Source organism: Flavitalea antarctica, from assembly GCF_054461535.1.
On the sequence record NZ_JBTLQG010000050.1, the window covers coordinates 1 to 24,851 of the forward strand.

Sequence of the window (24,851 nt, forward strand, 5' to 3'; positions counted from 1 at the left end):
AAAAGTAAATCCCGTAATGCCCGAACTGATGAATAACGTGTGCTTCAAAGTTATCGGCAATGACGTAACTGTAACGATGGCATCACAGGACGGATTACTACAGTTAAATGCATACGAACCAGTGGTAGCTATTGCAATTATGGAATCACAGGCGATACTTTATAAATCAATGCCTTTGTTTCGGAAAAACTGTATTGATGGAATTACCGCCAACGAAAAAGTGTTGAAAAATTATATCGAGAGAAGTGTTGGCATTGTCACAGCTCTTAACCCTGTGTTGGGCTACGAAAAAACCACCGAGTTAGCAAAAGAAGCACTACAGTCAGGCAAAGGTATTCTTGAATTAATAAGAGAGAAGAAATTATTAACTGAAGACCAGATCAAAAAACTGCTTGATCCTGCAGCAATGACCGGGCAGAAAAAATAGACACGTAATCCCGGGGAATAGTCGCCTGATTAATGTGCTGGCTATCCTATGAAAAGATTCAATATGATTTGTCAAGGCAACACCATAACCTAATTCTAAAATGCAAAATAAATAAAAATGAAAAAAATAATGACCCTGGCTGGCAGGATACTGATCATAGTCAGTCTGACGCTGCCGTTTACAACAGTTATTGCGCAGGGAACAAAATCCAAGACAGCGGCAAGCAAATCCGCAACAACCCAGGCTGCACCGCCTTACCAGGCTGCTATAGACAGGGCATATGAGAAATACAAAGATCTCAAAGAAGGCAAAAATGCGGACTATATCAAAGAGTTGGCGAATGTTGACCCGAATATATTTGGCATAGCGATCGTGACTGCAGATGGCCAGATCTTCACAAAAGGTGACCTTACATCCCGGGTATCAATCCAATCAATATCCAAAGTATTTACACTGGCACGTGTGATTGAAGAACAAGGTCCGAAAGCGGTAATGGATAAAATTGGTGTTGATGCTACTGGTCTCCGGTTTAATTCAATTATCGCCATAGAGCTTCAGAAAGGTAAGGAAATCAATCCCCTCGTTAACCCCGGAGCCATAGCGGCGGTAAGTATGATCGGAGGAGCAGACTCTGCTGCTAAATGGGCGAATATCATAAAGACTCATAATGATTTTGCAGGAGCGCAATTAGAGGTGAATCAACCTGTATACATAAGCGAAGCCGGTGATAATTTAAGAAACCAGGCTATCGCTCATCTTTTGTTGGCTTATGGCCGCATGTACTTCAATCCTGTTGTTTCGACTGACATATATACACGCGCATGTGCAATTAACGTCAATGCCAAAAACCTTGCCGTAATGGCAGCAACCCTGGCAAGTGGTGGAATCAACCCGATCACAAAGGCAAAGGTCGTGTCACCTGAAACCAGTGCTTTCACCTTGTCCGTCATGGCTTCCGCGGGCCTTTATGATGATTCGGGTCAATGGCTATATGCAGTGGGTTTACCAGGCAAAAGCGGCGTTGGGGGCGGAATAATTGCCGTGTGTCCCGGCAAATTTGGAATAGCCGTGATCTCTCCCCCACTTAACGTTGTCGGCAACAGTGTAAAAGCCCAGAAGGTTATTTATGATATCGTAAAGGAGCTTAAAGTCAACCCATACCTGGTTGAACCAAAGCAGTAATACAGAATATCGTTACCAGTTTCAAAAGGCAATACTTCCTGGGAAGTGTTTTGCTCTTCCCAGGATATCCTTATCATTCCGGATAATGTGACTACTGATGACCCTGCCACATCGTTGCATGGTAGCTAAAGGTCAGGATTTCAGCTCGGTCTATGGCGGTTTGAAGGCACAATGTATGTAGGAATTTATTCCGGCTTGATGGATGAAGGGCGAACTGGCTCCTTAATAGCTGTCCCGGCATTGTAAACTTCGAAATCCCGTCCTGAAAGGAAGGCAACCAGTTTGTCAAAAGTCGCGGTTAAATCAATTGGACAGGATGATTACTTAATGAAAGAATGAGAACAAACATGTATAGTAAACAGATCGTTTCAATGCTTCTTGTTTGCAACAATTTGTTGGCACAGACGAAAAATACAGCGGATGAGATCCTGTTCAATGACAGCCATTTTCATCTTACCAATTATATCCAGGAAGGTATTACTGCCAGCAAATTTGTTCAGTTGATGGGCGATAAAGTTGGTCGTTCAACCTTATTTGGAATTCCGGTGCAACAACAATGGTCTTACCAGAATTCAGGAAATTTCGCCCCCACTTATTACCTGCAGTCAGATGCACCCCTATATTACTATTCATTTACTGATGCATATATTGCTATGCAATATAAGTCGCTCCCCCCGCAGCAGCAGAGCCGGCTTGACCCAATGATCACCGGTTTCAATCCGGCTGACATGTATGCATACAAACATATTGAACGGGTGTTGCGTACTTTTCCAAACGTGTTTACCGGTATCGGAGAATTTTCTATACACAAGGAATTTGTTTCTTCCAAAGTGGCCGGCGAAGTAGCCAGCCTCACCAATCCCGCACTTGACAGTATACTTGATTTTGCAGGCAAAGTGGGTTTGGTTGTTGTGTTGCATAATGACATGGATATGCCCATGGCAAAAGACAAGACCGAACCGGTTTATCTTGACCAGATGAAAAAGGTATTGAAACGTCATCCGAAAACTACCATCATCTGGGCGCATATTGGTCTTGGCCGGATCGTTCACCCGGTCGGGCTGGCATCCACTCCTACCGGGGAAAGATCTTCCACCCACATAGAGGTCGTAAAACAAATCCTGGATGATCCCGCGATGTCTCATGTATATTTCGATATCTCCTGGGATGAGGTGGCTAAATACATCCTGTCATCCCCGGCTTCCATTGAAAATAGTGCCCGGCTGATGAATAATTATCCTGACAGATTTTTATTCGGCTCAGATGTGGTAGCACCGCCGGATCAAAAGTTTTATTTATCAGTATACGAAATGTATGGCCCTTTCTGGAAAGCGCTTTCTCCGGGAACAAGTGAAAAGATCAGAAAGGGAAACTATATCAGGCTTTTTGATGAAGCAAGAAAAAAAGTCCGGGCCTGGGAAAAAAATAATATAAAGTAGCAGTACGGGTGTTACCGGCCGAGCGAATACAAGGTTGTGACAGTGAAAGAAAATGATGATAGACAATGTTCAAACCGATTGTTAATAACACATGAATGAGGATCATCACCATATGTATATGCCTGCTGATATGCTCTTTTGCAAATTCCCAGGCATTAAAAGATACGGTGTTTTTTACCAATGGAACGATAGTAGTCGGAAAACTTATATCAGCGAAGTTAGGCGTGGTAACATTTGATCCGGATGATGCAAATGACATTACGGTTCAATTACGAAAATTAAGGACGATGTCGGCGATAAGGAAAATTTTCAGGATTGAAACGGTCGAGGGCCAGGTTTATTTCGGCACCATCCATGCACATCCGGCTACACACAGTATCTATGTGAGCAGTGGTTCCGATACTGTGACAATAAATGTGGAAGATATTTCTGTGTTATATGCTTTTGACAAATCAATAGCACAGCGGTTTACCGGCACTGTCGGAATAGGTTATACCTATACCAGGTCGAGCGGATTTGGCCGACTTAACTTTGACTCCAAAATCAAATACAGCTCCCGTAAGGGTGAACTGAACCTGACGACCCTGGGCATTTATACTATATACGACAGTTTGTTCAACAGGGAAAAGGAAGAAGTGAACCTGAAATACAATTACTATTTTATCAGGAACTGGTTTGCCACCATTTTCGTTAGTTACCAACGAAACCTCGAACTGGGTCTGGAGAGAAGGTTCCAGGAAGGTCTTGGCATCGGCAACAAATTCTATACAAGTAAACATGTGTATACGTGGGCAAGAGGTGGTGTAGTTGTGAACCAGGAACGAAGTACGGAGAATGTCGAATCAGGAAACCTGACAGAATTATTCGGGCAATTAGAAATTAATTTTTTCAGGTTTGAACATCCAAAAATTAACTTCTTGCTCGCTGAGACCTTCTATTATAGTCTGTCCGAAAGCGGGCGTTTCAGAAACGATGGTTCCATGAGTGTTAGCTGGGAGGTCTTCAAAAACTTCTATCTGAGTCTTGAACCTTATAATAACTATGATAGCAAGCCCCCGGGCAGTGATAGCCGCAAGTTGGATTTCGGAATTGTATTTGGAATTAACTATAAACTTAATTATTAGTCACGCAAAAAAAATTGAGACATGAAAATATTATTGATCGTCCTTTTATTTTGTACAATCCAGGTGAATGCACAAAAGCAACCAGAATTCAGGTTAAATCTTTATGGCAATTATGTATTTGATGACCGCGTAGATTCGTATTATTCTAACACCTCCTACTATGATGGAACGGTGCAGGCCGGATTCCTGTGGGGTCTTGGTGTGGAATATATGGTGATTCCGAACATGGGTGTTGAGCTTACCTATCTGCGGGAAGACACTAAAGCCCCCACTACATATTATGATGATAATGTAGCTATTAATAATGTCAAGACAAAGGATTTTGATCTGGGAATCAACTATATCATGATTGGAACAAACAAATACTTCCCCTGGAAACCTGCGGTGGAACCCTTCTTTGGTATACAACTCGGTGTGGGTCTTATAAATCTCGGCGATCCGGAAACTGGTGAAGATAGGAACTTTACTAAATTTGCCTGGGCAATAAAACTGGGTACGAACATATGGGCTTCAGAAAAGGTGGGGATTAAATTACAGACAGGACTCACATCAGTGGCACAGGGCGCCGGTGGTGGAATCTATTTTGGTACAGGTGGTGTTAGTCCCGGCTTATCTACCTATTCTTCTGTTTACCAGTTTTCGCTTGGTGGCGGAGTGGTTTTTAAACTGGGTGGACCAAAAAATACCTCGCAGCAAGCCCCAGTAAATTAATTAATTACAAATTACTCATATCTGACTCTGATTGTTTCTTAGGGATTACTGATTGCTGTGTGCCGATAGCACATTCACTCAGCCGGTTACAGACATAATTTAAAAATACAACAGCCTGGTTGACTGTGCATCATAGCAATTCCATTTATGGGATGCAAGGATCTCGTTAACCAGGCTGTATTCAATTCCGAGGTAACTATGGTCTGATGATGGTGCCATCACTTTTTCTTACCTGCCACCTCGACTTTGTACCAATCGGATATTTGGCTGCCTCTTTTTCATTAACATCCACGCCCAGGCCCGGAACTTCATTTACTGACATGTAACCATTCTTCATAGTCGGGCAACCAGTAAAAATGCTCTTCAGTTTATCTGAGAAATTAACCGCTTCCTGTATGCCGAAGTTCCACACGGCCAGATCGATATGGGCATGAGCCGCATGTCCCACCGGTGATACATCACCAGGACCATGGAAGGCTGTTTTTATATTGAACCATTCGCCCAACCTGGCAATTTTCATGGCAGGCGTTATCCCGCCAATCTGGGACACATGCACCCGTATATAATCGAACCATTGATTAACCATCGGCATTTTGAATTCATTGATATTGTTAAACAGCTCACCCATCGCAATAGGTACCGTGGTACTTGCCCTCAGCTGTTTGAACCACTCCATGTTTTCTGGTGAGAAGGGGTCTTCGATAAAATACGGGCGGTAATCTTCCGTCGCTTTAATCATATTGATAGCATCCATAGGTTGAACACGTTCATGAATATCATGTAACAATTCAACTTCGTCTCCACAGACTTTACGGGTCATCTCAAACATCTTTGGAACCGCTTTCAGATATGCCCGTTCGTTCATAAAACTATCTCCTTCATAACCATAACCCGCTGCCTCGTAATCCGGCTTTTGGGCCAATGCCCCCACTCCGCCATAACCACCCTGCTGGATCCTTACATGGCGGAACCCCTGGGCCATTAACTTTTGTGCACTTTCGGCAACGGCTTCCGGTGAGGTGCCACTGGCATGCGCATAACAGTCCACAGCAAACCGGCTCTTACCACCAAGTAACTGGTACACGGGCATATTAGCACGTTTCCCTTTTATATCCCACAATGCCTCATCCAATCCACTCAGTGCATTATTCAATACCGGTCCATTGCGCCAGTACGAACTTACATAGGCCGAGTTCCACATATCCTCTATATTGTCAACATCTTTACCCACGCAAAATTCATTGAGATAGCTGTTGATTGCAGCTACCACCGCAACTGCCCGTTGCGTGAAGGTCGCACAGCCAAGGCCATATAAACCAGGCTCCGTGGTCTCAACCTTCACCACTATCAGGTTGATGCCTTCGGGCGCGGTGGCAATCGCTTTCACGCTTTTGATTTTTACAGGTGGTACACCCGCTTTATAACCTTCATGCACATGCGATTCACGGGCGTTTAAAGCAGGACTTCCCAGTAGGCCGAGTAAACCGGCTGTTGACCCCAGAGCAAGCTTTTTAAGAGTGTCGCGCCGGCTTGATGAGAATTCGATTTCAGGTGTTTTCATTGACTTCGTTTTAAATTTTTATCCGATCAGGTTAAACTATTGAGATTTACTTTTCCCCTTTTACGGGTAAGCAGGTGAATTATGATCCAGGCAATCAAATATGTGAATCCGCAAAGCGTAAAGATCAGGTGATAGCCTCCTGCAAGATTACCAGCTGATTTGTAGCTATCCAGCAGGTATCCTATCAGGATCGGAAACAGGATACCTCCAACCGCCCCCGCCATTCCGGCGATGCCGGTTACTGAACTGACGGCCTCAGTCGGGAACAGATCGGAAGCGAGCGTAAATACATTCGTTGCCCATGCCTGGTGAGCAGCCACAGCCAGGCTGATGAGGCCAACGGCAAGCCAGGCTTCTTTTGCAAATTGTGCCAGGATGATCGACACCTCCAGCACTGCCAGGATGATAAGAATTGTTTTTCTTGCCCTGATTACCGGCCATCCCCTTTTGATCAGCAAGGATGATAAGTAACCACCGCCAATGCTCCCGATGGTTGTAGCTGCGTAAATAATCATCAGTTCCAGACTGGGTTTTTTCAGGTCAAGGCTGAATATCGATGAGAAATAGGACGGCAACCAAAACAGAAAGAACCAAAAAATAGGATCTATTAATCCTTTACCGGTGATCATGGCCCAGGTTTGTGGGAACAGGAATAACTTTTGCCATTTGACTTTGACACCGGCGCCAGCGTTCACATTTTCAGCATCCTGGCCACTTTTGATCAATGTATATTCCTCAGCTGACAGCCGTTTTTGTTTTGATGGAATATCGTAAAACATCAACCAGAAAATCAACCAAACAAATCCTAAAGCTCCGGTGATCCAAAATACTTCCTGCCAGCCGTAATAATTTAGAATCAAGGGAACAATGAAAAGCGCGGCTACTACACCTATACTGGTACCGGCATTGAAGATACCCGTAGCCAACGCCCTTTCTTTTTTTGGAAACCATTCAGCCACGGTTTTCATGGCGGCAGGAAAATTACCTGCCTCTCCTAAACCAAGTCCAACCCTTGCCAGGCCAAAGCCAAAAGCACTACGGGCGAGCGCGTGAAGCATTCCGGCAACACTCCAGACGATCACCGTGATAGTATATCCCAGCCTGGTTCCTATCTTGTCTATCAGCCATCCGAAAAACAAAAGCCCTGCTGCGTAGGCAGCGGTGAAGGCCATAATGATATGAGCGAAGTCCGTTTCTGACCAGTTGAATTCTTTTTCCAGCAATGGTTTTAATAAACCAATGATCTGCCTGTCAATATAATTTATGGTAGTAGCAAAAAACAATAAAACAACAACGAGCCATCGGTAGTTCCGGATTTTTTTTGCAACAACCATTCGTTCAGTTTTGATGAGACAGGATTAATGAAATTAAATGTCCTTTGTGTTAATCAACAAATTATTTATCCCACCAGATCCGGGTGTTAAGATCGTTTTTGCCTTGTTGTGCTATCGCCGCATTAAGATTAGCTGAATTAGTAATGATCTCACTATCGGGGTAAGGCATCCTCCGTATAAAATTGCCAGTGATTTCGGAACCAGGATATGGATTTTTGGTGAGCGCGGGAAAACCACTCCGGCGAAAATTAGCAAACAATTCGGCACCATTCATAAAGGCAGAAACCCAATACTGCGTATTGATTTGTTCCAGCGCAGTGGCTGTATTCAGTGGATTGGCATTTAAATAAGTCTGAATTGCGCTCTCACTGATTGCAGCGCTGGCATCATAATCTGCCATTTGCCGCATATGTGCCCTGATTCCCGAATGAAACAGCTGGCTGGCATCGCCGGTTGTCCATCCACGGACAACAGCTTCGGCCAGCAACAATTGGGTTTGAGAATAGGTGACATGATATTCCGGAGACGTTACTTTAAGAATGGTGTTGAGGTTAACCTGCGAATAATCGTAAAGACTGGCCACGCCATATGTTGGAAATGTATTTTTTATGGATACGTCATCATAACCCATGGGCATTCCTATTTGAAGCGCCGGGTCAGTTGTGGTGCGTGGTGGTGCCTGTTCAGCGCCTGACTTTGCACCTACATGGCGATATGCTATCGACCTGAGTCTTGGATCATTATTGTTCTTTAAGAAATCCACAAATGGCTTAGCCAGGTAAAAATTTGCTTTCTCTCTTGCAGTTAAATGGACGGCTATCCAATTGTTGTATAAAGAAGTGTGTCGCAATATCGCATCATCATTGCTGGTCTGCATCAATCCGCCCGCAACCGCCTTTGCAACATATGTTCTTGCCAGGTCGGGTGCCACCTTCGACAATCTCATTCCGGCTCTCAGCAGGAGCGAGTTCCCGAATCTTTTCCATTTCACGATGTCACCTCCATACAGGATATCACCGGTAGATGTAGCTTTTGCGGCATCTAGTGCAACTGTAGCTTCATCAATCTCTTTTAAGATGTCCTTATAAATATCTTCCTGTTTGTCATATTTGGGTTGAATTATCCCTGAAATAAAACCCTGTGCCGCTTCCTTGTATGGAATATCGCCGTAAGTATCGGTCAGTATCATAAAAGCATAAGCCCTCCATATCCTTGCCTCATTGTAAAGATTAGTACGGGCATTATCTCCCCTGGTTTTTTCAATCACGTCAAAATTTTGCTTGAGGACGTTCCTGTAAAAATTTATCCAGACAGGAGTTGTATTGGCCGGGTTGAAGATATTATAGTTACCACCGGATAGTGAACTACCGAATGGTGTTATAATTTGTTGAACAATGCCGAAATTGTAGGTCAGCATTTGCAGGGTTGCAAAATTATCAGGATAGGTAGATTCGATAATTGCCCGGTTCATAATGAACTGGGGATCCAGTGTTGTCGGATCGACCGTATTGACATTTAATTCATCAAAATCCTTATCGCAGCTTGTAAGCGTACACATCGCTGTGACCATGGCAAGCAGATAGATCTTAATATTTTTCATAACTATTTTTTTATGGTGCTTCAAATAATTATTTATCATTGAAACTGTTGCTGAGTCCAGGTTTCCCGGAACTTTAGGCCCGGTTAGATATCACAAAAACTTTACTGTCAGTGTAATTCCCCTGAAACTTTTGTTCAGGGGGATCATCCTATTGCTTATCCGGATAGATCATCCTAAAACTTGATGTTCAGATTAACGCCTATGCTTCTTGTGGGCGGCACGGCTGTCCAGAAATCAAGGCCGGTCTCGTTATCGGATATGTTTGCGACATTTTCCGGATCCATGTTTTCGGTCCATTTTTTCAGTATAGCCACATTGTTAGCAACAGCACTGAGTTTTAACCCTTTTACAAACTTCAGGTTCTTCAGGTGTTTTGTGAAGTCATAACCCAGTGTGATCTGGCGTAACTTCCAGAAGCCTGACTCGAATACGAAATCTTCATTTACGCCCAAGACATTGGGTGTTTCATAAAATGGCTGAAGATCAGATTTTGTAGCGTTGACTTTTCCATCCGGGTTCACCCCCACACCAATCACATAACCCTGCTCACGACCTACAAGTGTTCTTTTATGTAATCCATGCCGCAGCGCGTTCATATTCGAACCCGCTATCATTTTTGCCCCCAGCTTGAAGTCTATCAGCACAGTAAGGTTGATACCGTGGTACGTAAATGAATTTGTAATTCCCCCGAAATACTTTGGCAACACATTGCCGACATAAGTATCATAACTGTTTCGCAATGGTCTTCCACTGGCGGCATCAAAGATCTGCCGGCCCTGCGCATCGCGCTGGTATAAAAACGTATACAAGGCTCCGATCGGCTTCCCGACCACCTGTTTAACGAAGCGGCCGCCGCCACCTCCCACAGCGATTACCGTGTCTGCCGCGGATTGACCTAATTGTAATACCTCTGAAGTATTAAAGGAAGCATTGGCGCTAACATCCCATCTGAAGTTCTTGGTAACAATTGGAGCGATTGTCAATAGCATTTCCAGACCTTTATTCATACTCCGGCCAACATTGATCAGCTGGTTTGTATACGATGAGGCGTCTGATACCTGCGCAGCCAGGATCTGGTCGTTTGTGATCTTGCGGTAGTAGGTAAAGTCTAACCCGATCCTGCTGTTGAGGAACTTTAGCTCCACGCCAAACTCAGTTTCTGAAACTCTCAACGGACGAAGATCAGCATTGGGAATAGTTGATGCATTGATACCGCCAACGGGAATGTTCTGCCCTGCTGGATTAGGGAAAAGATTATTGTTGACAGAATAATATAATACATTGGAATAGGGAGCAACATTGTCATCGCCGACCTCCGCATAAGCTGCCCTCACTTTTCCATAAGTTAACCAACCAGGCCGGTTCTTATATACATCGGTGAAAACAAAACTAGCGGTAACAGATGGATAAAGGATACTTCGATTTTCCGGCGCGAGCGTTGAGAACCAATCGTTGCGTGCTGTAAAATTCAGGAAGACAAAGTTTTTATAGGAGAACTCCGCTGCTCCGTACAATGAATTTACCTTTCTTTCCGATTTACTGTATAACGGATCTTTTATTCTTCCATTCAATATGGTGTACAGCCCGGGTTGTACAAAGTCAGTCACACTAACGCTGTTGTATTCCTGTCTCCGGTACATCTGGTTACCACCAAGAGTGAGATCAAGTGCAAAATCATTTAACTTGGGACTTGCGCCAACCAGGAAGTCATAATTCCTTTCCCGGAATCGCCGGATGTCCTGCGTATAGGAACCGTTAATAAAGCCCGTTGGTGCTGCAGGAATCGGCGCATAGCCATTAGGTATATTATAATCCTGTGCCCGGGTATACATATCCTGCGCAATTCTTCCCTGTATATAAATCCAGGGGTTCACCTGGTACCTCAGGGCAATATTTCCGATGGACCTGTCTCTTTCTATATTTTCAAACCGGTGGTTTACCGAGTAGTAAGGATTGTTTCTCACCAAAAACCTTGACATCACAAATTCGTTTCCATTTGGCAAAGTCTGGTTCTGTTCCATTGCATGAAAAGGCATCGAATTGGCCAGCGTATACAATACAGTTGGTACTGCCATATCCTGGGTGTTTACCTGGGGCGGATTTGTATTGTGCTCGTTTGAGTAATTGATGTTACCGGAAACAGTTAACCCCTTTGCGACGTTCTGCGTAAAGCCAAGATTTATTGTTTTACGGTTGAACTCGGATTTAGGCATGATGCCCCGGTTATCCGTATTTGAAAACGACAGGCTGAATCCGCCCTTGTCTCCATTGTTCGAAAGTGTAACAGTATTGGTAAGATTTTTACCTGTTCTGTAGAACTTTTTATACCGGTCATAAACAGGCTCATAGGGATAAGTTTCATTATCAAACAGAACCTGGGTCATCCCGGGTTGAAACTTTTCTCCAAAACTCCAGACGGCAGATTGTGGAAAGGGAGTGGTCGGCCTGACACCTCTTTCTCCCTGACCATATTCATATTGAAAGTCTGTGAAATCAAGGGGCGTATCTTCTGTGTAATTCAGATTATAATCTACCCCGATACCCTTGGCCGATCCCTTTGTTTTTGTGGTAACCATCACAACTCCGTCCTTAGCCCTGGAGCCATAAAGCGCAGATGCGGTGGCACCTTTCAGCACTGTTATCGACTCAATATCATCCGGGTTAATGCTACTGAGACCATCTCCTCCATCTGTACTGTTTACCTGGCCGGCCCTGAATCCATTACCACTTCCCAGCGCAAATGTTGTGTTATCCATTGGTACACCGTTAATGACTATCAGGGGGCTGTTCAGGCTACTGAAAGATGACTGGCCCCGGATCCTGATCTTCGCCGAGCCTGCAGGCCCGGTTCCCATCGTTGATATGTTTACCCCCGCGAGTTTTCCCTGTAAACCACTCGCAACATTCGGGGTTCGGTTGGTGGTAATTTGTTCACCGGTTACGGAGGCCGTTGCGTAACCCAACCTTTTCGTTTCCTTCCGGATTCCAAGTGCCGTCACGATCACATCATCAAGGTTGTTAGCATCAGGTTCAAGCTTCACATCAATGACAGTCCGGGCTTCAACCGGAATGGTTTGGGGAAGATAGCCAACCGAGGTGAAGGTAAGCGTGTCGTTTGCCGGAACAGAGATGGAATAATTACCATTGTCATCTGTTACGGTAGCTTGTTTGGAGCTGCTAACGGTTACGGTTACACGTGTAAGGTTCTCACCCTGACGACCTGTTACTTTACCCGTAATATTCAGATTCTGGGAAAACAAATAGCCATGGCATAAAAAAATTAGAGCAAAAAGGAGTTTGAATTTTTTCATCGCAATCGTTTTAAATGATGGTTCAGGAAAGTGAATCGCTTATGAAAATTTTTGATCAGTTACTTTGAAGACTTTTTTTAGGCTGATTAATTATAGTTGTTTATGAGCGTTAACAATCAGGTTACCAATTATGGATGGCTCCATCGGGGCTTAACAGGTATGGATGGGGGAATTTGGTTTTGGCAGTGACCTCCATCACGAAGGTTGCCTTCTTCGGATCAAATTTTACACCTAAGCCCGGAGCCGGGTTAAGATATAACTTGCCATTTTTGAATATGATGTAATCGTCATTAAAATAAGCGGGTTTTTCAGGCGCTCCACCAGCCAGTTCCATCAGGCATCTGGCGGGTGAACTTGATCCCAGTACATGAACAAGTGCGGCGGTAGATAAGGGACCGGTGAAATGGGGAATCATGCCGACATAGTGTGTTTCCGCCATGGTACAGATCTTTTTGAACTCGTTCAACCCACCGGTATTTGGTACCGTAACCCTTGAGTAATCAATCAACCTGTTTTCAATAAGTTCATTTACATCCCAGCGGTCACCAAACTGCTCGCCCACAGCGATCGGCACCTTAGTCATTTGACGCACCGTCTTGTAAACGCCGGGATTCTCTGACCTCACTATGTCTTCAATGAAATAGGGCTCCAGGCTTTCGAGCGCATGGCAGATCTTTATCCCTTCAGTCAGATCAAACCTCGTGTGCAGATCAATTGCCCAGTTGCCGCCACCTCCCACTGCACCATCAATTCGTTTGCAGAACTCGATGGTTTTTTTGGCATTATCATAAAAATCAAATCGCTCTTCGCCATTGCCACCGGTGGGCCCTATGCGATAAGATCTAAGGCCGGCCGCAATACAATCACGGGCTCTTTCTTCCTGGGTTGTTCCTTTGGAAGCAGCAAAACCAGTGGCGTAGCACTCAACATATTCGCGGGTGGAGCCACCAAACAATTCGTACACCGGCACATTCAGCGCTTTACCCTTGATATCCCATAAAGCCATTTCCAAAGCTCCGAGTGCATGAAGTTTTTCCCGGCCGGGTGGATAAAACATTCCTCTGTAGAGGTATTGCCATAAGTGTTCAATCCTGAAAGGATCTTCACCAATCAGCATCTGTGCACACTGCTCTATCATATCCTTGGAACCTCCTTCCCCGATACCGATTATGCCCTGGTTAGTTTCAACTTCAACAACTCCCCGGGCCTGGTTAAATAATGGCTTGTTATATCCCGGTATACTGTAATACCTGATTTTAGTGATCTTAAGTGATGAAGTAGCTCCATTTACATGGCAGGGGCTGGCATTAAGCAACGAAGATCCGGTGAATACAGCTGTTGATCCGACAAGAGCAGACTTAAGAAACTTTCTTCTTTGCATATACAGGTTTTATGCAATTGCAAATCACCAGGCAATTGCAGCTTATGACTAATGAGACAGGTCTGGTTGAATAGGTCTATGTATGGTTTTAATATCAATAACTACCGGAAGACTGGAACATGGTGACATCCCTTGCACGATTTCAGGTCAGACACAATAAGCCTGCTGAAATAGGACTTCGATACTGCGATGCACTACTAATGAGGCAACAAACACTACAAGGCTTCACAAGGCGGCTTGCACGAAGGAATTAACCAGAGATCAGTAATCGCTACTATTAGGATGGCACGGAGTAATATTGATTGCAAAAAAAAATTACGAAAGAGAGGCCAGGAAAACCTGTATTATTTTTTAGACGTGGTCAGGTTTTCAAAAGACCAGTAGTTCTTATTTGTTATTTAAATTAAACTAAAAGTTTTTAATAATTAAAAAAATTATAAATGAACTTTCACATTATAAAATTAACACGTTGAAGGATATCGAAGGAGGTATCACCTTGACAGTTGCTGTTTGATTGTTATGTTTTGCTGGCATCGGTCCGATGCTTTGCCAGTCTTCTCTGCATGGAGATTTATCGATTTTTGGTTCAAAAAAGGGAATCACATTGAGATGCTATTCTTCACTGTGCTGCACTATGCTGGTTCCGGGATAAATTGTGGTGCCATCATGGATGATGACTCAATAATCCCTGGTGGTCCGATATGGATTATGATATCATGAAGCATTATGTGGTCTTATAAGAATCATGATATTATGCAGTATTATGTCGGTCAATCACGATCATGATAGTATGCAGCCTGATGTCGCCCGATGAGGATCATGCTACTTTGAAGCATAATGTGCTCCGATGTGGATCATGATAGTATGTGGTATTATCTGGTCCGATAGTGATGCTGATGCTATGATGCACTATGTGATCCGATAATGGATCTTACCGAACTAGGCATAATGGTGTCATAAATGTTTAGTGACTTGATGGTGAATCCTGTATAGTCAATTATCAAACATACAAGCGTCCGAATTGATATCGGCTCACTGTTTCTCCAGGACATTTCTTACAAAGGCAACAAGATCCGGGCTACCGGGCACGCGATTGATGTTGCCGGGAATCTTTCTCAGAAACCACCGGACTTCCCAGGTCAACGATGCGCCCGGCTGCAATGTTTCGTATGCTCCCTGCTGTTCTATTTCAACATATGATTTCCCGGGGTTTGTGTAAACTTCAATTTCAGATTCTCCGGGGGCTGCCTGCTCCGCGGGAATGTCAGGGAATTTTTTGATAAAAATCAAATCATCATTTACCTGTGCTACCCATCCTTCTGACCCATCGGCAAAAAATTTGTTGTGGGACGCGGGAATTTTTTGCTCATCGTACCTGAACCAGGTGATTCCATCTATATCTTCTGCAAAACCTGCCAGGTTTCCCCTTCTTTCGCCAGTTCCTTTCGGATAAAACGCGAGCCCTTTTGTATGTACACGGGTTACCTCCCATGGAGCTACAGTTCTCACCTGGTCTAAATTATTTAAGATTGTATACCTGATATTGAATGACCCATTCCTCTTATCACCGTAAATTTCTTTTGAAAAGACATAGCCATACTTTTCGTCCTTTTTACTCACCATTTTAATAACCTTATTGTCTATCGTCAGCGCATACGACTGTTTGTCGAGCTCCGGTGGAGGGTTCCCACCCCACTCTTTTTGAGGACTGGGCCATAAAGTAGAACCCCAATAGTCAGGATGAATATCCTTACCTGTCAGAAAGTTTTTCCCTTGATATCGCAAAGCTGTAATTCTGGCGCCGGTCGCAGGATCTACTTCCAACATGACGTTGTCAATTTCAACGCTGATCACACCATCACTGTTCACAGGGATCGCGCGTTGGCTGGTGCACGCGAGGATGAAAGAACAAGTAGCAACGATTAATAATATCTTCATAAGACGCGCAATTTATCCGCTATAAAGAACTCACTCAGATAAATATTTACCAGTCCACAACCGATCCATCCAGGAAATTATATGTTTCCGGGTTCTTCCAGTCATGACCGATCTTATCTTTTATCTGATCTTCGTCAAGTTCAATTCCAAGACCCGGACCATCAGGAATCATTACCGTACCATCTTTTTGTAGCTTGAATGGATTCTTCAGGTAGCCTTCACCGAGTGACACCTGCTCCTGCACCAGGAAGTTGGGTATACTTGCTGCCAGGTGAAGTCCCGATGCCAGCGAGATCGGACCCATTGGATTATGTGGAGCGATTGGAATATAATAGGACTCGGCCATCCCTGCTATCAGCCGGCCTTCGGTAATACCGCCGGCATGACAAAGGTCGGGCTGTAATATACTCGCTGCTTTTTTCTCCAGTAGTTCCCGGAAGCCCCATTTGGTGAAGATCCGTTCGCCGGTAGCTATTGGTAAGTGCGTTCCATGTGCGATGTCTGCCATCACATCAGCATTCTGCGCCTGGCAAGGTTCTTCAATAAACATGGGATGATAGGGTTCCAGTTCTTTGATGATAAGTTTGGCAGTCTGTGGTGATATGTTTCCATGAAAATCTATTCCGATATCCATATCATTTCCACCCGCATCACGCAGAGCAGCGAAACTGTCTACCGCGCGTTTTATAAATTTCGGATTTTCTACAATGTTTGCCGGATGTTCATGATCCAGCGATGTTTTTATAACCGTAAACCCTTCGGCTTTTCGTTTGCGTATGTCATCCGGCGTACGTGCGCGGCCATAGACCCTGACACGATCACGCGTAGGTCCCCCAAAAAGTTCATACACAGGCACACCCAGGAGCTTCCCTTTGATATCCCATAACGCCTGGTCGATCCCACTCAGGGCGCTTGTAAGTATGGGGCCACCACGGTAAAAGGCATGACGATAAATCGCCTGCCAGTGATGGATTACATGCCTTGGATCCTTTCCAATGAGATATGGTTCAACCTCCTGTATGGCTGTCTTCACAGTCAGGGCACGACCTTCCAGGAGCGGCTCACCTAAACCAACTACGCCGGCATCAGTATGAATTTTCAGGAAAAGCCAACGGGGTTTTATGAGGAAAGTTTCAAGTTTTGTAATTTTTACTTCTCTTTTGGCAGGCAATCGTTCGGGTGGCGTAGCATAGGAAGTAAGTGGTAATACCATCCCTCCACCAATTACGCCCAATACTGATTGGATTGCATTGCGGCGGGATACACCTGAGCTGTTCGATGAGTTGTACATTGTGCGGTTTTTTATGTTTCAGGATCAGAAATCACAAGTCAAAACGAAATCAATAACGACAGGAACAACAACGAAATGACGACCGGTCAAAAAAGTCGGATGCAGCATGCAACTTCGGACAACGCATGATATAACCGGGAAGCACAGGTGAACATGCAACTACTGCAAAATAATTTGAAATATCGCTACTAAACTGTATTTGTGAAATTCAATTAAAGTAACTTTCTGTCTAAAGTCCGCGAGAAATTTATTCTTAAATGTATCTTCTTTTTTAATAGCTACTCACTTTTTTAAAAGTTTTTTCCTGATTTGTAAAGTGATCCAACATGCTGCCAGGTTCTAAATTACCAACCACTGTCTTACCTCGTACACTGCATGAATATCAACAGTATCCTTTTATACTCTGGTTAACCTTTGTTATCGTGGCTGCCGGTTGTACTAACCGGCATGATCGCGACTGGCGAAACTATGGCGGCAATAAGGAGGGAAACCGTTACTCAGTGCTGAGCGATATAAATACGAAAAACGTAAAGGACCTGGTGGTAGCCTGGACCTATGATACTGCTGAAGATTCTGCACGTAACAAACTTGGAAGAAATATCGAGATTCAATGTCAGCCTATCGTGGTGAATGACGTATTATACGGCCTCACGCCAATGCTTAAATTGTTTGCTGTTGAAGCAGCAACCGGTAAAGAGTTGTGGAAGTTTGATCCGTTTAAGAACAAGGAGCCGGAGCTCCATCCCGCACGTGGGCTTGTTTATTGGGAAGATGGAAATGATAAGCGATTATTGTATACGGCTGGTTCCGGTTTATATGCGGTCAACGCAGGTACCGGTGATTTGATTGATGAGTTTGGTAATAACGGCATCGTTGACCTCCATGAAGGCCTGCACCATGATAGTCTTGGCCACGATGTTTCAAATCTTTCCGTGCGGGCCACCAGCCCCGGTATCATCTACAAAAACATATTTATAATAGGATCCAGTGTCTCCGAGCGCGGTGACGCCGCACCGGGATATATCCGGGCATTTGATGTTAGGAGCGGTAAACTGATCTGGGTGTTTCATACTATACCTCTGCCCGGTGAACCGGGTTATGAAACCTGGCAAAAAGACTCTTACAAAAAAATTGGTGGAGCAAATAACTGGGCGGGCATGGTGCTCGATGAACAAAGGGGTGCAGTTTATTTTGGGACCGGTTCACCATCTTCTGATTTTTATGGCGGTGAAAGGGCAGGTAAAAATTTATTTGCGAATTGTATCTTATCACTTGATGCCTCAACCGGAAAACTAAACTGGTACTTTCAAACCATCTATCACGATTTATGGGATCGGGATATAGCATGCCCTCCAGCCCTGGTAACCGTCAAACACCAGGGTTCTAACGTGGATGTTGTTGTCCAGGCAACAAAGGACGGATTAATTTATGTACTTGACAGGGATAAGGGTACATCCTTGTTTCCGGTTGAAGAAAGATCTGTCCCAACTCAAGGCTTACCAGGTGAAAGGCCCTGGCCCGTTCAAAAATTTCCTCTGAAGCCTGCTCCTCTCTCAAGACAGGTATTAACTATTGAAGATCTTACAAACATCTCGCCGGAGTCGAATGCATTTGTAAAAAAACGTTTTCTTTCCAGCAGGTCGGGCGATAAGTTCATGCCACCGAGTATTGAAGGATCTTTATATTATGCTATAGGTGGTGGAGCGGAATGGGGCGGCAATGCGACAGATCCTACAGGGATACTTTATCAGAATGTCAATGAGATGGTCTGGGACGTTAGTATGACTGACATACAGACGTTAACACAAGAACGGATATCACAGGGGAAACAATTATATCTTACGAATTGCGCTGCCTGCCATGGCGTGAACAGGAAAGGGGCATCAAAGGAATATCCCTCATTGATAAATGTTGACGGCAAATTAAACAGTCAACAGATCAATGCAATAATCAGGAACGGGAGTGGACGAATGCCTGCCTTCCAACACATCGGGCAAAGAGACAGAAACGCAATTGTGGACTTCCTTACTAACAAAGAAGTGCAACGGAAATCGAAATTTGAGCCAGGAATATCCGGGGGAAGGTCAGGAAATAAAAAGCCAGAAGTGAACGGACGTAATGCGGCTGTTGATAAAAAAAATACTGAATATGACGAAAACGTTTTTCCATATAATCCTCCTTACATATTGAAAAGCGGGCTAAACAGGTTTTTGGATCCCGATGGGTATCCTGCTGTTAAACCACCATGGGGTACACTAAGTGCAGTTGATTTGAATACTGGTGAATACTTGTGGAAAGTTCCCCTGGGGGAGTTCCCCGAACTCACAAAAAAAGGAATTCCGATAACCGGTACTGAAAACTATGGTGGACCGATTGTTACCGCCGGTGGCCTTGTCTTTATCGCCGGAACAAAAGACGAAAGGATAAGAGCCTTTGAGAAACAAACCGGCAAGACCCTTTGGGAATATCAATTACCAGCCGGTGGGTTTGCAACTCCCATTACTTATAAAACAGGAGGCAGGCAATATGTTGTTATTGCCGCGGGCGGCGTAAAAAATGATCATAAGCCCGGTGGGAAATACATAGCATTCGCGTTGCCTTGAACGATGAGACCGCCAACGATGTTACTCAGCCTGGCATGCGTCAACTTAACCAACAGCATTTCATCCTGAGATGAAGTGTCTGGGCTGCAAATTCAACCTTGCAACTCAAGATACGATCTCTCAACCAGGATATGATCTCTCAACCATGGATATAACCTCTCAACCCAGGATATGATCTCTTAGCTCAACATATGATCTCTCAACCCAGATATGATCTCTCAACCCAGGATATGATCTCTTAGCTCAACATATGATCTTTCAACCCAGATATTATCTCTCATTCAAAAAGAGCCTGTTTCCCCTTAAGAAGAGATGGCAAAATTTCAAAGCATGAAGAATCACCGGTATGGTCTGATAAATGTAAAAAGGTCGACTTCGCAACAGCCGACCCTTCAATTCAAACAAACATCTCCAGGTGTTAATGACCATATGGCGGAGAGGAGATATGGTTGATCTCCCAGATCTCTCCCGCGAGGCTAACTACATAGGCCTTCTTACCAATGAACTCCATCGAGGTGGGCTGGTTAAGGCCATCGATAACGACACACAAACTTCCATCAGGCCTGTATAGCAGTAGCGCACCGGTATTCGGCTCCGCCGGAGCTCCTTCAAAAGGACCATCCCAGGTGCCTTGTGCAAGCGTAAATAGGTTGTTCCCTTGACCAAATTCCACGTCAACGAATAACCCCGCCTCCATTCCGGCCGCAGAGGCAAGTTCTTTAGGGGTCGGTGCCTTGGTGGACAGTTCAATGAGTTTGGCGTCTTCAGGATGATGAGGAATGGGGCCGGCCTGGGTTAAATATATGGTGTGATCTTTCAGCGCCAGCCCGGTGGGCACAACGTCTCCGAAAGCAACCACTTCGCTGATATTACCATTGGTCGTAACATACAGTATGCGGTTATGGTGACCGTCAGTTACTATGAAACCATCTTTATAAGGTTCAAATGCATACTGAAAGCCGGTGGGTACAAAGAAGGCCGGCACCGGGGGATGAGCGATGGACCAGGCACCGATGTCCGCGGTGATGCTGAAGCTATTGGGGCCATCTATCCTGTAGATACCAACGATGTCTTTACCGTCAAGATCTGGCCCGACACCAGTTACCAGCGCGTATGGAGTCTTACCACGGAAGGCCACGTCCACTACTCCGCTACCGATGTAAAACAGGTCCGGAATTCGTTTTGGTAATCCTGTGGCGAAGGCCTCATAGTCTCCGGATTTCGGATCAACCCGCCATATGATGCCATCGAGTGGTGCAGTAACATATAACGCCTTATCAGGCCCGACAGTACTACCCTGTAGCTCCTTGAGGCCCGTTACCAGTGGTTTTGCAGACACAGGCATATCATGAGGGCTTTCACCTTTTCTACAACCCGCGATAACTATGGCAAAGCAAAGGGCCAGTAGTAGCGTGCGATTTTGGCTGTTGACGATAAAGTTTTTCATTGTTTTTCATTTTAGTTGGTTAAGAAATGATTCCCGGTACCTGGTAGCCATCATTGGCATAAATAAATATGGAAACAAGAAAAAAGTTAAGCGATGAAACTTGTTTAAGGGTATGCAGACTTGCTAATGCAGACATTCATAAGGGCTGTGGATGGTGGACATTAATGGAGTGATGTATTGCTGGGACGTTGTCAGGTAGGGTACTACGTTAGACCCGGAAAGCGATAGGCATACGTGTGTATCTGCAACGGTTTAATTTGTTGCACACAGTCTTATTTTGTGGTTGCAGAAATGAGGCAGCAAAGTAAATTGGACTTCGTATGGAGTAGCCAATACGAGTAGAAGAAGTAATAGTAAGTTAATAAAAAAAAGTATATGTGGCTGAATGGGGAAACAAAAAATTCAGCGTGAAAGATACTCGGCAATGAGCGTTAATGTTTGTCGACCATTACGATCGGGATTGGATTGGAACCAATGACCCCAGCCTTAACGCCGGGATGCACATTAGATAACTTCTCTCTTTCTTTTTATTCACTTGCATTTTGTCCGCAGGAAATATCCGAAGATAACATCCTGCAGTCGTCAGAGAGATTTAACATTAAGCATTATTTCATATTATGGAATATAATATATATTGACTATATGCATTAACACCAAATTTAATCCCAATTTGGCTGTTGATTTATCTATATTAAATTCTAAGCATACGTAGTAATGGATAATTTGGAAAATGAACGTCTGGCCCATTCATCCAATAATAAAAATTGGAAAAAATGGGGCCCTTATCTCTCTGACCGTCAATGGGGCACGGTCAGGGAAGATTATAGCTCTGAAGGAAATACATGGAACTACGTTAATCATGATCTTGCCCGGAGCTATGCCTATCGTTGGGGTGAAGAAGGAATAGGTGGATTTTGTGATGCCGACCAGGTCTTATGCCTTGCTCCTGCTTTCTGGAATGGACAGGACCCTATATTAAAAGAACGGCTTTTTGGATTGACCAATGCAGAGGGCAATCATGGAGAGGATGTGAAAGAGCTATATTTTCACCTGGATTCCTCACCTACTCACTCCTATTGTAAATTTCTATACAAATATCCACAGGCAGCATTTCCTTACCTGGAATTGGTGGAACAGAATAGGAAAGACCGGCTAAGCCCGGAGTATGAATTACTCGACACAAATGCATTCAGGGAGAACCGCTATTTTGATTGTTACATCGAATATGCAAAAGATGAAATGAACGAAATCCTGATGAAAATTACAGTGCATAACCGAGGTCCTGAGCCAGCTATTATTCATGTACTCCCTCATCTTTGGTTTCGTAATTTTTGGAAACACAATCCCCGGTTTACCAGGCCTGAAATAATTTCGTTTTCCAACAATATCCTGCAAACAAACTCTGCACGCAATGGCAGTTTTTTTCTCTATCACCAGGGTGGTGAACAGTTATTCTGTGAAAACGAAACCAATAATCAGCGGATGTATAACAGGCCAAATGATTTTCCCTTTGTTAAAGATGGAATAAACAATTACGTTGTAAATAACGAGAATACTGTTAACCCCAAAAAAAAAGGCACCAAAGCAGCCGTTTGGTTTAAAGAAACGATACAGCCGGGGGCCTCAAAAATCTTTAAAATAAGATTAAGTAAAGCGGGGCTGGATGACCCCTGGACAGGATTTAATGAAATATTTGCGAAGCGCAAGTCTGACACCGATCGCTATTATGAGCAGCTTACTCCAAAAAAATTATCTGCGGCGCATAAGACTTTGCTGCGCAGTTCTGTAAGCGGGTTGCTTTGGACCAAGCAATTCTATTACCTGGATGTATTCAAGTGGCTGTTTGGAGAACCCAATGAAACGCAGCCTGATCGTAAACAAAAGCGAAATTACGATTGGCAACATCTCACCTGCCGCAACATCATATCCATGCCTGATAAATGGGAATACCCGTGGTTTGCGGCCTGGGATCTCGCCTTTCATGCAGCAACTTTTGTTCATATCGATCCGGACTTTGCCAAGCAGCAGCTTTTGGTAGTGCTCAGGGAATACTATATGCATCCCAATGGCCAGATTCCGGCCTATGAATGGAATTTTAGTGATGTCAATCCTCCCGTACATGCATGGGGTGTCTGGTATGTGTATGAAGCAGATAAGAAAAAAACAGGCGTTTCTGATTGGGACTTCCTGGAAAGGGCCTTCCAGAAGTTACTCATGAACTTCACCTGGTGGGTCAATCAAAAGGACGCTAATGGAACAGATATTTTTGAGGGAGGCTTCCTTGGCCTTGATAATATAGGTGTTTTTGATAGGAACCATATGCCCCCGGGTATTAAAAAACTTCAGCAAGCGGACGCTACAAGCTGGATGGCCATGTATGCGATAAACATGTTACGCATGTCACTGGAATTAGCCCAACATAACCGGGCCTATGAAGAATCGGCTGCCAAGTTTTTCCGGCACTTTCTTAATATTGGATGGGCCATGCATCATATAGGAAAGAAGGATATTTCTCTGTGGGATGACCAGGATGCATTTTATTACGATGCCATTCAATTTGAAAATGGGACAAGCCAGCGTTTGAAAATCCGCTCTCTTGTTGGGATCATTCCCTTATTGGCCGTTGAAATAATGCACAGCAGTGTATTTGAATATCTGCGGCAGTTTAATACCAGGTTAGAGGTCATCAGGCTTACAAGACCGGATTTAACCAGGATCATTTCAGATATGGAAAACAAGAACAAAGATGGCAATTATTTATTTGCTATTATGTTAGATGACCGGCTGGAAAACCTGTTGAAAAGGCTTTTAGATGAGGCTGAGTTTTTATCAGATTACGGCATCCGTTCATTGTCAAGAAGCCATAAGGATAATCCATACGAGTTTGGATACCAGGGTAGCAACTATAGTATCCGGTATGAACCTGGAGAAAGCTCCAGTGCTATGTTTGGGGGTAATTCAAATTGGCGGGGACCTATTTGGTTACCATTAAATTATTTGATTATTAATTCCCTTAGAAAATATTATAAATATTATGGCGATAGGTACACTTATGAATTTCCGGCAGGGTCAGGAAATAAAATGAACCTGAAACAAATCGCAAATCAGCTTACTTTAAGGCTATTAAAGATCTTTGAAAAAAATGATGCAGGAAAATTTCAGTATCATGGCAACCATCACTCGTGCTGGTCAGAAAATCATTTCAAAGAACATCACCTGTTTTATGAATTCTTTCATGGAGATACCGGCCAAGGTTTGGGTGCATCGCATCAAACGGGTTGGACGGCTTTGATAGCAAATTTGTTGTTGGAGATGGATGATGATTAGGATTCGGTTTTTTTCAAAATTGATGACGCAGTACCAAAAATCAAAGGTCCCCACGTTTTCTTTGTGCTGCAATAAACAAGCCTCAGGGAGCCGTGAAAATACACCGAGATCATCCTTACATGATTAGGAACAGCGCAAGTGTTTCATTTTAGGTTTATTGTTATATATTGATGGC

Annotated in this window: 14 protein-coding genes and 1 pseudogene; 7 read left to right on the top strand and 8 right to left on the bottom strand. The window is 44.0% G+C overall.

Annotation, left to right across the window (positions count from 1 at the left end; all coding sequences use genetic code 11):
* From aspA to ACX0G7_RS25410, 5 genes and pseudogenes are all read left to right on the top strand, one after another.
* A pseudogene (aspA, locus tag ACX0G7_RS25390) lies at positions 1-427 on the top strand (aspartate ammonia-lyase); the annotation flags it as partial.
* A gap of 117 nt (positions 428-544) precedes the next feature.
* Entirely contained in the window at positions 545-1,609 is a 1,065-nt protein-coding gene (glsA, locus tag ACX0G7_RS25395; protein ID WP_458926348.1) for a glutaminase A, read from the top strand.
* 335 nt (positions 1,610-1,944) lie between these two features.
* Positions 1,945-3,048 (top strand): amidohydrolase family protein, encoded by a 1,104-nt coding sequence (locus tag ACX0G7_RS25400; RefSeq protein ID WP_458926349.1) that lies wholly within the window; start codon positions 1,945-1,947, stop codon positions 3,046-3,048.
* Positions 3,049-3,143: 95 nt separating this feature from the next.
* Positions 3,144-4,172, top strand: coding sequence for a DUF481 domain-containing protein (locus ACX0G7_RS25405; RefSeq protein WP_458926350.1), 1,029 nt, complete (start codon positions 3,144-3,146; stop codon positions 4,170-4,172).
* A gap of 21 nt (positions 4,173-4,193) precedes the next feature.
* A complete protein-coding gene (locus ACX0G7_RS25410) occupies positions 4,194-4,883 on the top strand; it encodes an outer membrane beta-barrel protein (RefSeq protein WP_458926351.1) in 690 nt (229 codons plus the stop codon).
* A gap of 196 nt (positions 4,884-5,079) precedes the next feature.
* Here ACX0G7_RS25410 and ACX0G7_RS25415 read toward each other — a convergent pair whose 3' ends face one another.
* From ACX0G7_RS25415 to dgoD, 7 genes are all read right to left on the bottom strand, one after another.
* Positions 5,080-6,444: an enolase C-terminal domain-like protein gene (locus ACX0G7_RS25415; RefSeq protein ID WP_458926352.1), complete on the bottom strand. Its 1,365-nt coding sequence runs from the start codon at positions 6,442-6,444 to the stop codon at positions 5,080-5,082.
* Between the two features lie 26 nt (positions 6,445-6,470).
* Positions 6,471-7,778: an MFS transporter gene (locus ACX0G7_RS25420; RefSeq protein WP_458926353.1), complete on the bottom strand. Its 1,308-nt coding sequence runs from the start codon at positions 7,776-7,778 to the stop codon at positions 6,471-6,473.
* Between the two features lie 61 nt (positions 7,779-7,839).
* Positions 7,840-9,378 (bottom strand): SusD/RagB family nutrient-binding outer membrane lipoprotein, encoded by a 1,539-nt coding sequence (locus tag ACX0G7_RS25425; RefSeq protein WP_458926354.1) that lies wholly within the window; start codon positions 9,376-9,378, stop codon positions 7,840-7,842.
* 173 nt (positions 9,379-9,551) lie between these two features.
* Positions 9,552-12,689, bottom strand: a complete 3,138-nt coding sequence (locus ACX0G7_RS25430; RefSeq protein WP_458926355.1) for a SusC/RagA family TonB-linked outer membrane protein — start codon at positions 12,687-12,689, stop codon at positions 9,552-9,554.
* Between the two features lie 121 nt (positions 12,690-12,810).
* The gene (locus ACX0G7_RS25435) at positions 12,811-14,070 is read right to left on the bottom strand and encodes a mandelate racemase/muconate lactonizing enzyme family protein (protein ID WP_458926356.1); all 1,260 of its coding nucleotides are present in this window, start codon (positions 14,068-14,070) and stop codon (positions 12,811-12,813) included.
* A gap of 1,032 nt (positions 14,071-15,102) precedes the next feature.
* Entirely contained in the window at positions 15,103-16,008 is a 906-nt protein-coding gene (locus ACX0G7_RS25440) for a DUF4380 domain-containing protein (protein ID WP_458926357.1), read from the bottom strand.
* 46 nt (positions 16,009-16,054) lie between these two features.
* Entirely contained in the window at positions 16,055-17,299 is a 1,245-nt protein-coding gene (dgoD, locus tag ACX0G7_RS25445; protein ID WP_458926358.1) for a galactonate dehydratase, read from the bottom strand.
* Positions 17,300-17,625: 326 nt separating this feature from the next.
* Here dgoD and ACX0G7_RS25450 point away from each other — a divergent pair, with 326 nt between their 5' ends.
* The gene (locus tag ACX0G7_RS25450; protein ID WP_458926359.1) at positions 17,626-19,902 is read left to right on the top strand and encodes an outer membrane protein assembly factor BamB family protein; all 2,277 of its coding nucleotides are present in this window, start codon (positions 17,626-17,628) and stop codon (positions 19,900-19,902) included.
* Between the two features lie 418 nt (positions 19,903-20,320).
* Here ACX0G7_RS25450 and ACX0G7_RS25455 read toward each other — a convergent pair whose 3' ends face one another.
* The gene (locus tag ACX0G7_RS25455) at positions 20,321-21,349 is read right to left on the bottom strand and encodes a hypothetical protein (protein ID WP_458926360.1); all 1,029 of its coding nucleotides are present in this window, start codon (positions 21,347-21,349) and stop codon (positions 20,321-20,323) included.
* Positions 21,350-22,063: 714 nt separating this feature from the next.
* Between ACX0G7_RS25455 and ACX0G7_RS25460 the strand changes: the two genes are divergently transcribed.
* The gene (locus tag ACX0G7_RS25460) at positions 22,064-24,676 is read left to right on the top strand and encodes an MGH1-like glycoside hydrolase domain-containing protein (RefSeq protein WP_458926361.1); all 2,613 of its coding nucleotides are present in this window, start codon (positions 22,064-22,066) and stop codon (positions 24,674-24,676) included.
* Positions 24,677-24,851 lie beyond the last annotated feature (175 nt).